This is a genomic window from Pseudogracilibacillus sp. SE30717A (assembly GCF_037071985.1).
GTDB lineage: Bacteria > Bacillota > Bacilli > Bacillales > Amphibacillaceae > Pseudogracilibacillus.
On the sequence record NZ_JAXHDF010000003.1, the window covers coordinates 1 to 13,379 of the forward strand.

The 13,379-nt window shown below is 34.8% G+C and carries 12 protein-coding genes; 11 read left to right on the top strand and 1 reads right to left on the bottom strand.

Annotated features, from left to right (window positions below; genetic code table 11):
- Positions 1-195 precede the first annotated feature (195 nt).
- The gene (locus tag SPD48_RS05210) at positions 196-1,482 is read left to right on the top strand and encodes an aminotransferase class V-fold PLP-dependent enzyme (RefSeq protein ID WP_336257021.1); all 1,287 of its coding nucleotides are present in this window, start codon (positions 196-198) and stop codon (positions 1,480-1,482) included.
- A gap of 136 nt (positions 1,483-1,618) precedes the next feature.
- On the opposite strand, the gene SPD48_RS05215 is transcribed toward SPD48_RS05210, so the two are convergent.
- Entirely contained in the window at positions 1,619-2,578 is a 960-nt protein-coding gene (locus SPD48_RS05215) for a LysR family transcriptional regulator (RefSeq protein WP_336257022.1), read from the bottom strand.
- A 211-nt stretch (positions 2,579-2,789) separates the two neighbouring features.
- On the opposite strand from SPD48_RS05215, the gene SPD48_RS05220 reads away from it, so the two are divergent.
- The 10 genes from SPD48_RS05220 (at position 2,790) to SPD48_RS05265 (ending at position 13,166) form a co-directional block, all read left to right on the top strand.
- Positions 2,790-4,016, top strand: a complete 1,227-nt coding sequence (locus SPD48_RS05220; RefSeq protein ID WP_336257023.1) for a pyridoxal phosphate-dependent aminotransferase — start codon at positions 2,790-2,792, stop codon at positions 4,014-4,016.
- Positions 4,000-4,446: a RidA family protein gene (locus SPD48_RS05225; RefSeq protein WP_336257024.1), complete on the top strand. Its 447-nt coding sequence runs from the start codon at positions 4,000-4,002 to the stop codon at positions 4,444-4,446. Before SPD48_RS05220 ends, SPD48_RS05225 begins: the two co-directional genes overlap by 17 nt.
- Positions 4,447-4,781: 335 nt before the next feature.
- Positions 4,782-6,650, top strand: a complete 1,869-nt coding sequence (locus SPD48_RS05230; RefSeq protein ID WP_336257025.1) for a TRAP transporter permease — start codon at positions 4,782-4,784, stop codon at positions 6,648-6,650.
- Between the two features lie 43 nt (positions 6,651-6,693).
- Positions 6,694-7,689 (top strand): TAXI family TRAP transporter solute-binding subunit, encoded by a 996-nt coding sequence (locus SPD48_RS05235; protein ID WP_336257026.1) that lies wholly within the window; start codon positions 6,694-6,696, stop codon positions 7,687-7,689.
- An 84-nt stretch (positions 7,690-7,773) separates the two neighbouring features.
- Complete coding sequence (locus SPD48_RS05240) at positions 7,774-8,826, top strand: homoserine dehydrogenase (protein ID WP_336257027.1); 1,053 nt, start codon at positions 7,774-7,776, stop codon at positions 8,824-8,826.
- A 115-nt stretch (positions 8,827-8,941) separates the two neighbouring features.
- Positions 8,942-9,649, top strand: a complete 708-nt coding sequence (locus SPD48_RS05245) for a FadR/GntR family transcriptional regulator (RefSeq protein ID WP_336257028.1) — start codon at positions 8,942-8,944, stop codon at positions 9,647-9,649.
- Positions 9,650-9,746: 97 nt separating this feature from the next.
- Positions 9,747-10,574, top strand: coding sequence for an aspartate dehydrogenase (locus tag SPD48_RS05250; protein WP_336257029.1), 828 nt, complete (start codon positions 9,747-9,749; stop codon positions 10,572-10,574).
- A 160-nt stretch (positions 10,575-10,734) separates the two neighbouring features.
- On the top strand, positions 10,735-10,935 hold the full coding sequence (locus SPD48_RS05255) for a hypothetical protein (protein WP_336257030.1): 201 nt from the start codon (positions 10,735-10,737) through the stop codon (positions 10,933-10,935).
- Between the two features lie 27 nt (positions 10,936-10,962).
- Positions 10,963-12,492 (top strand): sodium:solute symporter family protein, encoded by a 1,530-nt coding sequence (locus SPD48_RS05260; RefSeq protein WP_336257031.1) that lies wholly within the window; start codon positions 10,963-10,965, stop codon positions 12,490-12,492.
- Positions 12,493-12,521: 29 nt separating this feature from the next.
- Entirely contained in the window at positions 12,522-13,166 is a 645-nt protein-coding gene (locus tag SPD48_RS05265) for a cysteine hydrolase family protein (protein ID WP_336257032.1), read from the top strand.
- Positions 13,167-13,379 lie beyond the last annotated feature (213 nt).

The window sequence follows — 13,379 nt, forward strand, 5'->3', positions numbered from 1 at the left end:
GTTTGATACTGAATTCCTTTTTTGTTCTTTATATATTTGTAACATTCATAGCTGTATTTTATATATTATACTGGGATAAGTTAAGCATCATATAGAGAAAAATGTATATCATTATAAACTTTTTCGTATTGGAGTTAAAGATAAAGTAGTATTACTATTAGTTTAAACCGTATTATAATTGGAGGATATAAAACAATGGTTAAACTAAAAACCGAAGCATTATTTAGTGAAGAATTATTGTCGGAAATTAGAGGAAGATTTGCATATATCGATATTGATCCTCTAAAACAGAATAAAAGATTGTTTTTTGACAATGCAGGAGGATCTCTTAAGTTAAAAAGCGCAAATGAGGAATTTGCGAAGTATGATTTGATTCCCGATCACCCTTTGCGTGAACATGAAACCGCAAAATATTTAGTAAATGTTGAACAGAAAGGTGAACGCGATATTCGGACGATATTTAATGCGAAAAATGGCAGTATCAAAACCTACCTCACCGCTTCTCAAGCAATTTTTGATATTACTGGTGTGATAGCTGAAAACATTGAAGGAACCAATATAGTGACTACTGCATTAGAGCATCCTTCAGCATATGATGCAGCGAAATTTTATGCGAATAAATTTGGAAAAGAATTGCGAATCGCAAAAACAAATCGGGTAACTGGGGGAGTGGACGTTGAAGAAATAGTAAAGCAAATTGATAATGAAACATGCCTATTAAGCGTTATTTATGCGTCAAATATATCGGGAGCTATTTTAGATATCGAAACAATTGTAGATGAAGCAAGAAAAATAAAACCAGATTTATATATTATTGTTGACGCGGTACAACATGCTCCGCATGGGATTATTGACATTGAAAATACTCCTATAGATGCAACGAATTTTGCTCCTTATAAATTTTTCGGTGTAAAAGGGAGTGGTATTGCTTACCTTTCCGACAGAGCTGCAAAACTTCCCCATCATCGTTTATATGGAAAAGAAGATGGTGATCTGGAACTAGGTGGTTCAGCCACAGGACATTTTGCTGCAATAAGTGAGATTACAGACTATGTGTGTTGGATAGGTAGTAAGTTTTCAAAAGAAGTGGATAGAAGAAGCTTATATGTAGAAGGAATGACACGAATTTCATTACATGAAAGAGCGCTTCTTGAAAACATGTTAAATGGAACAGATAAAGTGAAGGGGTTAAGAAGTATTCAAGGGGTTACTGTTCACTTAGATTATGAAGACTTGTCTAAAAGGGATTTGATCATCGCAATAAGCATAGATGGTTTAGATTATAAAGAAGCAGTAAAACAATATGAAGCTGAAAACATAATAGTTTATGAACGTGTTGCATCAAGTATTTATTCAAAAAGAATGTTGGAATCGTTTGGATTGGATGGTGTCATTAGAGTATCACCATTACATTGTAATAGCATAGAAGAGATAGAAGAATTCTTAGAGATAACGCAAAAAATAGTAATGGCAAATAAATAAGGGTAGAAATTTTAAAGAAAGAACGCTCTATTATTTCGTAGTAGTACAAAATTTGCTTAAAAGGTCTTGTCGAAAATATGCTTGGTGATGTATACAAAAGAGCGTTCCTTTAATCTGAACCCACTATCAGTTTTATTTATGAAGTTTTATCATGCTCTTTATTATTTAAGAACGTAATAAAATCCATTCCTACTGTTGAAAGTGGGTCCGTTTTTTTATAATATAACATAATATTCTGATAAGCATTCTCATCATTTATTTTATAAAAGTATAATTCGTTTGTTGTTTCTAAATAGCGAGTTACTCCAGCTCTGACAAAGGCAATTCCTTTACCCTTTCGAGCAATATTATAGGCTGTAAGCATTTGGTCTAAGTATATGGTGACTTTCGGGGTGAAGTCTGCATTCTTACATATGTTTAAGCTCCTCTCGTACATATCATTTCCTTGTTTTAACAAAAGAAAATTTTCATTTTTAAACATTCTCACATCCACTTTTGGATGTTTTTTATTTAAGTAATTCCCACTCGCAATGTCATCGAAAGTTAGACGGTATTTTTTTAATTGGTTATTTATATCGTAAGATGAAGGAACTGCAAGTAATAAATTTTCCTTTGACCAAATAAGAGAATCAAATGCTCTTGGAATTCCTTTTTTCTCAACGTCTATTACTATATCGACAATTCCTGAATGTAAACATTTCATCAACTCATCGGCATTTGCTTCCAATAGATTTACAGTATAATCAGGGTATTCTACCTTAAACTCTTGTATGATTGTCGGGAGAATATACGTACAATAAAAGGAAGCAGCCCCTACATTAATTGTCCCACGGTTGTTATCTAACAACCTATTAAAATAAGATCTCATCTTGTTTTCTATATTCATGATTGATTCAATTGATTCAATATAATATTTTCCTGCTTGTGTTAATTGAATCGGATTACTGCTCCTATCAAAAATAGGAAGACCAATTTCCTCTTCGACTCTTTTAATTGTTGCGCTAAGTGCAGGTTGAGAAATATAAAGTTTTTCAGCCGCTTTAGAAAAACTTTTATGTACATATACCGCATGAACATAATCCATGTTTTTTAACATAAATTGATCCTCGCTCCCTTTGTTGTGATACATACCTAGATGAAGAGAATTCTGATTGATTGTTGTACTACTTTTAATCATATAAAGAATTATATATATCGTTATAATATTTTCCTATTGGCGTTACCGAATTACAAGAGATACTATTATAACTATAAAGAATAATCAAAAAATATGCAAAACTATAAAAATGAAAAGGGTGTATCGAAAAATGAGTTTAATAGAAGAAAAGTTTTTAAAACTTGGTGCTGAATATGCACCCGGACAAGAAGTAAGACAAAATACGAATGAAATTAAACTGCGTTTTGATAAAATACCTGGCACACCAGTTGACTTCTCACATGGTGATGTAGATGCATTCAAGCCTATTCCAGGTTCCTTGGATGTGTTTATTGAAGGAGTTCATATTGGAGGAAAGCAGGCTTATACCGAATATCGTGGGAGTATGGATATCCGAGAAAACGTGGCTAAAAAGCTTTCTAATTTTACTGGTGCAAAAATTAATGCTGATAAGAATTTTATCATTACTCCTGGAACACAAGGTGCACTTTTTCTTGCAATGGGATCCACGGTGGCTAAAGGTGATAAGGTTGCAATTGTCGAACCAGATTATTTCGCTAATCGGAAATTAGTCGAATTCTTTGATGGTGAAATTGTTCCCATTCAGATGGATTATTTTGAAAATGATGCTTCAGCAGGATTGGATTTAACCCAGTTAGAAGAGGCTTTTAAACAGGGTGTTAAACTATTTTTATTCTCTAATCCCAATAATCCTGTAGGCGTTATTTATTCTAAGGATGAAATTCTTAAAATTGCGGAACTTGCAGAAAGATATGGGGCAACAGTAATCGTCGACCAATTGTATTCAAGGCAAATATTTGAAAAAAGAACTTTTACACATTTGTGTGCACAGGATATTGTTAATCCTGAAAATGTCATCACCATTATTGGACCATCAAAAACAGAATCGCTTAGTGGATATAGGTTAGGAGTTGCATTTGGGTCGGCTAAAATAATTGATCGAATGGAAAAGCTGCAAGCTATTGTATCACTTCGTGCGGGTGGGTATAGCCAAGCTGTTTTAAAAACATGGTTTTCGGAACCTAAAGGCTGGATGGAAGAGCGGATTTTGGAACACCAAGCAATTCGTGACGATCTAGTATCTAAATTACAGGAAGCAAATGGATTTAACGTTAGACTTACAGAAGCTGGTAGTTATCTTTTTCCAAGAATTACTCAATTGGATATGCCAATCAATGAGTTCGTAAAAATATTAAGGCTTCAAGCTAATGTTATCGTGACGCCAGGTACTGAATTCGGACCACAGTTTACGGATAGCTTTCGGGTAAACTTTTCTCAAGATCATAAAGCAGCAGTGAGTGCGATAGAGCGAGTCATTCAGGTTGTGGAGGCATATCAGAATGAACACGTCAAATAATAACAATCCTATTCCTCAAGGTGAATATGTGCCCGCCACCCGTTTTGGGAATATCATTTATACAGCCGGAATGACACCAAGAAAAAATGGAGTACTTATTCAAATTGGAAAAGTACAAACAGGAGAGTCTATCACAAACTACAAGGCAGCAGTAAGACAAGCGGTTGCTAATGCAATTACTGCTGCTAAGAATACCCTCACATATGAAGAGGTCATAGCACAGGTCCTTTCACTTACTGTTTATGTGAATAGTGATGAAACATTCCAAGCACATTCAAGTCTAGCAGATTTTGCCTCTGAATATTTATTTGAAGAACTAGGAAGCAAAGGTATTGGGAGTAGGGCTGCAATAGGCGTTCCTTCATTACCTGGCAATGCACCTGTTGAAATTCAAATAACGATGGGTGTTTCTTCAAAAAATGTAAAGTAAATCAATACAGAAATACTTCGAAGGCAAGGATGAAAGTTGAAAAAACTGAAGAAAAAGAGTGATTGACGCCAAAATTCATACTATGATAGTATAAGTTTAAATTAAGATTCCTAATTTTCTGACAAATGTACATAATAAATAATGAAACGTTATTAGATATTTACTATTAAAAAATGAAAGCGCTATTATTAATGTTGATTACATATTTAAATAGAAAATTAAAATAAACCAGATATTTAACTACATTTTTTTGTTATTGATTGTGAAATTATAAACATTCTAAAATATTTTGGACAGAGAATTATTTTTACATTTGTAAAAAGGAGTGTGGCGATTTGATTAAGAAGCCTTCGAAATATATAAAAATACTAATAACTATCTTAGCTATTATTATGGCTTTATTTCATTTATACACAGCGTTTTTCGGTCCCTTTACTGCTTTGTTGCAGAGAGATATCCACTTAGCTTTTGGACTTATTATTGGATATTTAATTTTTATAGATCAATCAAAAAGTAAATTAAAAAATGCCTGGTATTTAATCGTCTGTTTATTAACTATTCTTACTTCGTTGTATTTTATTTTAGAATTTGATGCAATTGTTTATCGGTTTGGGTCCCCAAATACAATGGATCTAATTGCTGGATTCATAATTATAGTATTAATTATTGATTTTACACGTCGAACAGCTGGAAAAGTGCTAACTGGAATAGCTATTGTTTTTATTGCTTACGCATTGTTTGGAAATTATATTCCTGGTTCATTTGGACATCGTGGCTATGATGTTTCCCGAGTAATTAATCAAATTTCTTTAACTACTGAAGGAATATTTGGTATTCCACTTGGTGTATCTGCTGAATTTATCTACTTGTTTATTTTATTTGGTGCATTATTGAAAGTTACTGGGATAGCACAATATTATATTGACTTATCAACAAAGCTAGTTGGCAGGTCTCCTGGTGGTCCGGCCAAAGCAGCTGTAGTAGCCAGTGGATTATTTGGAAGTATATCTGGAAGTGCAGTTGCCAACGTTTCGGGTACCGGTACTGTTACGATTCCACTAATGAGATCAATTGGTTACAGAAAAGAATTTGCAGGTGGTGTAGAAGCTGTTGCATCAACAGGAGGACAATTTATGCCCCCTTTAATGGGAGCATCGGCATTTATCATGGCCGAGATAATCGGTATTCCTTATTATCAAGTAGCTCTTGGTGCTATAATTCCCGCGCTTATTTACTATGGAGCATTGTTTGGTATGGTTCATTTTAAAGCACATGCAGAAGGACTTACTGGGAGTGACACAAGTAAGTTACCACCGTTAAAGAAAATGCTTTTGTCCAAATTTATATACTTTCTACCAATCATTGCACTTACATATTTTTTGCTCATTGCACAATTGTCAGTCATGAAATCTGCAGTTTATGCCGTTTTAATTACCATATTTATTGGAGCATTTATTACCAAAAAACCCTTACATGCATTTAAAGAAGCAGTCATCGAAGCTGTAAGGTCTTCTCTTGTCGTGATTGCATCAACTGCATGTGCGGGTATTGTTGTAGGAGTTGTTAACTTAACAGGTATAGGATTAAAATTCTCCTCATTAATTATTAGTTTTGCAGATGTAAATTTACTCCTTATTTTAGTTATGCTAATGCTTGCTAGTATGCTTTTAGGAATGGGTTTACCAACAACGCCAGCTTATTTAATTTTAGCAGTTCTTGGAGCTCCAGCTTTAATACGAATTGGTGTTGAGCCTTTGCCTGCACATATGTTTGTTTTTTACTTCGGGGCTATATCAATGATCACTCCACCCGTAGCTCTAGCAGTATTTGCCGCATCTAGTATTGCTAATTCAGATTTTTGGAAAACAGCATGGAACGCAGTCTTGTTAGGGCTTTCTGGATTCATCATTCCATATATGTTTGTTTATAATCCGGCAATTTTAGGATTAGGAGGAAAGTTTGAAATATTTATTTCAGGAATTACAGGACTGTTTGGAGCTGTATTGTTAGGTGCAGGTCTGGCGGGCTGGCTAATAGTTAAAACAACAACTATTCAGCGCATTTTATTAATTATCTCAGCATTTTTACTGATAACGCCAAATGAATTCGTTAGTATTTTAGGATTTATTGGTTTCTTAATAGTACTTACCTTTCAATGGAGTAGTAGAAAGAAGGTGATTAATACAGAAAAGGTTGCTCAGTAAATAGCTTTATCATTCGCTGTAAATTAATAGGGGGGGAATCATTATGTATAAAAATTTAGCACTTGTGCTTACGATTGCTGTGATTGCAATATTTGTAACAGCTTGTGGCAATGGGACGGAGAGCACTGATGGAGATGATGGTAATATAATTGAAACGAGTAATATATCGATTGCAAGCGCAGGAGCTGCGGGAACATTCTATGTGATGGCAGCTGGATTTTCCGACCTTTTGAATAAGGAACATAATCACTTAAATACGGTTGCTGAGATAACTGGTGGATCAGTAGAGAATGCAAAGCTAATTAATGAACATAGTGTAGAACTTGCTGTTATGCAAATGGACGTGGCTTTAAATGCTATTAATGGAAGAGATCAATTTGAAGAGCCTATTGATATGGTTGCTTTAACACCAATGTATCCAAATTTGATTCAAATTGTCACCTTAGAGGATTCAGATATAAAATCATTTTCAGATCTAAAAGGAAAAACAGTTTCAGTAGGTGAGCCTGGAAGTGGAGTATTAGCTACAAATGAAATGCTTTTTGAACAAATGGGCATGTCATTGAAAGAGGATATAAAACCAGAATATTTATCTTTTGCAGAAACAACAAATGCTTTCAGAAATGGGGACATAGATGCAGCGATAGTAAATACTGCAGCACCGGCTCCTTTTATCACTGATTTAGAAACGACACATGACATCAAGTTTATTTCTTTTTCTGATGAAGAAATAGAAAAGTTCACAAATGAGTTTGAATATTTTATGAAAGATGTTATTCCTAAAGATGCTTATAACTCATTAGAAGAAGATGTTCAAACTTTTGCGGTATGGATTGCGCTTACCTCTAATTCGGAATTACCTGAAGAAACTGCCTATGATATTGTGAAAACCATACTTGAAAATAATCCGTTTTTGCAGGATGTACATGTCGTTTCCAAATATGTGACGCCGGAAAATGTAGAAAATATTAAAGGTCTTCCTTTCCATCCTGGGGCTATAAAATACTTTGATGAACAAGAAATACCCTATGAAGAATAAGATTCAAAAAGATCATTATTTTAGAATATGTAGCAATCCCGTTTTAAAGGAATTGTTTAAAAATTAATAATGGATGTGATAGTTGTGGTTATAAACTTAGCTTTATTAGGATGTGGAACAGTCGGATTGAAATTTCTTGAGTTAATTCAAGAGAAAAAATCAGATTTAAAGAATCGATATAACATTGAGCTATCTATTGTTGGTGTAGCCGATTCAACGGGTGTAGCCATTGATGAAACGGGACTAGATATTGATCAAATAATTGAGGTTAAAGAAAAACAAAGGAAAATTGGTTTATATCCAGAAAAAGGAGAATTAGGTGTTTTAGGAAGCGGGATATTAGATAGGGTTAAGGTGGATGTCGTGATAGAAGCGGGGGTAAGCGATGTAGAAACTGGTGGATTGAGTTTGGAATATGCCAAAAAGGCATTAGGGCAAGGAGTGCATGTTGTTTTTGTAAGTAAAGGAGCCTTGGTCCATAGCTATGATGAATTAGCGCAAATAGCTGCTAAACATAATGCGGAATTGAAAGTGAGCGGCGCAACAGCCGCGGCGTTACCTACAGTTGATGTGGCTTTACAAAGTCTAGCGGGGACAGAAATTGAGTTAATACAAGGCATTTTTAATGGTACGACGAATTACATTTTAACACAGATGACACAACATGAAGTGTCCTATCAAGATGCTTTAAAAAAAGCTCAAGAAAAAGGGATTGCTGAACCAGATCCGACAAATGATGTAGAAGGTTATGATACAGCCTCCAAAGTATTAATATTAGCAAATGCAGTTATGAATGCTAACTTAACATTTAAAGATGTGGAGATAACAGGGATAACTGAAGTAACTAAGAAGCAGATTGAATCTGCTAGGAAAAACGGGCAAGTTATTAAGTTAATGGGAATAGTTAGAAAAGAGAATGGACAAATCAAAGCGGTTGTTAAACCTGAAAAATTAATTGCAGATCATCCAATGGCAAATGTTCATAATTCAGAAAAAGGCATTCATTTCGTAACGGATACGATGGGTGATTTGACAGTCATTGGTGGAAGATCCGATCCAAAAGCTGCAGCCGCAGCCGCTTTAAAAGACACTATTATGTTAACTCAAAATCGAGTAGCTTTTGAAAACATAGGTTAAGTTGCTAATAAGACAGGAGTTTTTTCCTTCCTTTATTAATGGTGAGAGACAATTTTGCGTCAACTACTGTTGTATCGCAAGTGGAAGATAATACGAAGCCAAAGGAGATTACTAGATGAATAGAACAGCAAGGAGGAAAAAGTTATTTGAAATCGTGGTAGAAGAAATAAAGGTGTTAATCCAAGCTGACGGACTAGTGCCTGGTGATAAATTACCGACCGAAAGAGATTTAATAGAAATTCTTAATGTGAGTCGAACTTCTTTGAGAGAGGCATTGATTGTTCTACAAAATTCAGGTTACCTAAACATTATCCAAGGAAAGGGAATTTTTTTAAATAAAGATTTGCGAAGCGAACCTTTAAAAGACGATCTAGATGACGAAAAGTACTTAGGATATCTTCATGAAGCACGAATTATTATCGAGTGTCAATTAGCTAAATTGGCGGCAGAACGTGCAACAAGTGGGGATATAAAACGATTGAAAGAAGATTTAAAAAGAATGGAAAATCCGCGCTTATCCTTAAAGGAACGTATTCAAGCGGATTATGATTTTCATTACGGAATTTCTGATAGTGCAAAAAATCCCATTTTAAATGAAATGTTAAAGCAAATTAATGAAGAATTATACGAAGCAAGAAGTATAACACTTTCTTTTCCAAAAGGAAGAGAAAAAGCAATCACAGCCCATCGACGAATTTATGAGGCAATCAATCAAAATGATAAAACAGGTGCGGAAAAAGAAATGAGACGCCATATTGATGAAGTATATATGGCTCAAAAACAAATTCATGTTCTTAAACAACAAGAAAAGGAAGAAAATTAATAAATATGTTGTAAATTTCCAAGGTTAGAGAAATTGTTGATGAGAGTTTGTTATTAGGTATTGTTTAAAGCAAACAGATGAAACTGGAGGAGATCAAATGGAAAAAAAATTAAGGATAGGGATTATTGGATGTGGCACAATTGGTGGTTATGTACTGGAGGCGGTTAAGTCAAACGAAGTAGATAACGCGGAGGTTGTAGTTGTTTGCGGGAGAACGAATAAATCGCGAGGTAAAGATAAGGTTGAACAATATAACATTCCATGGATTACGAATCCAGAGGAGCTAATGAACTATGATGTTAATGTTGTCGTTGAAACCGCTTCTCATGAGGCACTTTCGAAATATGGACCGAAAATTTTAAGAGCTGGAATAGATTTAATACCTTTAAGTCTTGGAACATTAGTTGATACCGAAGTTTTAGAAGAATTAATTTCAGAAGCAAAAATTGGGAACAGTATCTTGCATGTTCCTTCAGGAGGGATTGGTGGATTAGATGCGCTTCAAGCGGCATTAATAGCTGGGATAGATTCAGTTACGATGACAACAAGGAAAGCCCCAATCGCGTGGACGGGTATTCCCTATGTAGAAAAAATGGATATTGATTTGGAAAACATGACGGAACCAACCGTGTTGTATGAAGGTTCTGCAAGACATTGTGTCAAGGAATTTCCGCAAAACATTAATATAGCTGCAGCCCTTAGTTTGGCAGGAATAGGTTTTGACGATACCAAAATTCGTATTGTAGCTGATCCACATATTGAATATAATACACATGAAATTTCTTGGAAAGGTAAAGCAGGGCGTTTTAAAATGACATTAGAAAATGAACCAGTCCCTATTAATCCAAGAACTACTTATATGGCTTGTTTAAGTGCAGTTGCCAGCTTAAATCGAACTCGTAATCCTTATCGTATTGGAACATAATTAGTAAAGCTGGCTGGTTCTAACCATCCTAAATATATGATATTTCTTTTGGATAAATTATCATGATTTGGGATGGTTCTTTTACGTCAATTAATTATTAACTGTTTTGTTTTTTAAAAAGTCTTAATGTTTGGAATATAGACCAGAGAAGGGGAGACATATGAAAAAGTTAAAAGAAATTCATTGGTTTTTACTATTTCTTGTAATTTTCCTTTTAGCTTATATACCTGGATTTGGATGGAGAACCTATGAACCACTTCTGATTGGAGTACCATTCTGGGTTTGGTATACCATCGTTATCACCGTAATTTTAAGCATCACTGGAAGATTATTTGTTCATTTTTTTTGGAAAGATTCTTAAACAATGAAGATAAAGGGGGATTAACGAATGGTACAAATTTTTATAGGAATGAGTATCGTTTTTCTAATCATTGTATTTGGCCTAGGGTACATTGCTTTTAAAAGGACAGAGGCTACTCCACAGGAATATTTTTCGGGTGGGGGAACTCTAGGTACGATTGTTTTATTTGGAACGATGTTCGCAACGATACAGAGTGCTTTCGCATTACTTGGATTGCCCCAATCCGGCTATATAGATGGGTATGGAATGCTATTAGGATTACCTTTTGGATGTGCTTTTTTAGGAATTGCAATTGGCTTCTTAGGTCCCCGCGTTTGGAAGGCAGGTAGAAAGTTTAACTTTATTACAGTATCTGATTTTTTAAGTCATCGTTTTCAGTCTAATACGGTAGGGATCATATATTGGATAAGTGCATTAGGATTTCTCGCGCCATTTATCGGTCTACAAATAATAGGTGGTGGAATTACTATTCAAATTGCAACTGGGGGAGCGGTAACATATATTCAAGCGATGTGGATTATGCTAGCAATTATTGTGTTATATACCCTTTTTGGTGGCCTTCGAGCCGTTGCATGGAATGACACAATTCAAGCTTTCATTATGATTACGGCAGTTGTGACTGCGCTAATTCTTATTTTAAGAACGGTTGGATTTAGTAATGTAGAAACAGAACTTTCTAAGTTAAATTCTCTTGAACTATTAACCATGCCCGGACCTAATGGAGTTTGGACGTTTAAATATGCTATTAGTTACGGTTTGCTATGTACAGTTGGCGGCTTAATTTGGCCTCAAGCATTTACCAGACTTTATATGAGTAAAGATACAAATGCCTTTAAAGCCCAGGCAGTGTGGTTTCCAATCGCATGTATTCTACTATTATTTTCGGCAGTCACAATTGGTGTGTTTGCGGTCACTATATTACCAGACATTGAAAATACGAATCAAGTTCTACCAATACTTGCTATGCACCTATTTAATCCTTATATTGCTTCATTTGTTTTAATTGGGGTTATTTCGGCACTTATGTCGACTTCTTCATCTCAATTATTAGCGGTTAGTGCTATTTTCACCCAAGATATTTATAAAAAACATATTAATCCAAATGCATCACATGCAAATCAAACGCTCGTCGGGAGGATTTCCTTAGTCGTATTTGCGTTGATTGCCGGAATTATTGCAATGAATCCACCTAGTTTAGTAGTTTGGATCGGTACATTTTCCATTCAAGGAATTCTAGCTTTGCTGCCAGTGATTCTTTGCGGTCTATTTTGGAAAGAAACTACAAAAGCTGGAGCTGTTGCAGGTAGTTTTGTTGGGTTATTCGTCATGGTTGGCTTACTAGCTAATATTTTACCTTCCAGTTTAACTTTTGGATTTATGCCTTGGGTATCGAGCAATATAATAACGCTACTTACTGTTATTATTGTTAGTAAATTCACCAACTCTTTTTCAGAAGATCATATTCAAAGTTATTTTAAGTTATGGAAAAGAGATGAAGAACAATATACTAATAAATCACAGCCACAAGATTTAGTGTCGGACAGTTCTGTAAAATAATAGAGGGTTAAATTGAAGGAGGATATTCCATGTTAAGTAATATAGCTAACAAGGTTACCCCACAGTCGGCAGCCTTGCTTGTTATGGATATTCAAAATGACTTCTGTGAGGATGGGGGATACTTCGGCAGGCTTGGAAGGGATATGAAACCACTTCAAGAGATGGTATCTAGACTAGAGACATTGATTGATGCAAGTAGAGAACTTGAAGTCCCAATATTTTTCATAAAGGCAATTTACGATGATATTTATTTATCAGAATCAACCCGGTTACGTCACGAAAGAAATAATTTGCCACAAAATTATTGTATCTCTGGTACGTGGGGAGCAGAATTTTATAAAATTAAACCACTTCCAAATGAAATAGTGATAAATAAACATCGTTATAGCTCATTTACGGGAACAAATTTGGATTCGCTGTTAAGAGCTTCCGGGATTGAGACGGTTATATGTACTGGAACAGCAACGAATGTTTGTGTAGAAGCAACTGCTAGAGAGGCCTATTCAAAAGATTACCATGTAGTTATGGTTGAAGATTGTTGTTCCACTTCGTATGGAGAAGATTTTCATGAAATGACTCTAGAAAATTGCCGAAAAACATTTGGTGTAGTGTGTAATAGTGAAGAGCTCATTGGACATTTAGCGAATTATGAAGTCGATTCTCCATATAAATAAAGTGTAAAAATGATGAGCACCTGATGGATAGAAAGAATACGAATAACAACGAACATTCTTTCCAACGTTTATATTTATTTGTTAACTTGATCAGGCTGTTGAACTTTTAGGAAGGAAGTGATATGTAGTGAGATAGTTCAGGTCCTCACTATAATAATGGATGTTAAAATTAATTTTTTAAGTCATGTTTTTAAAAAAGCTACATCTCCAGTA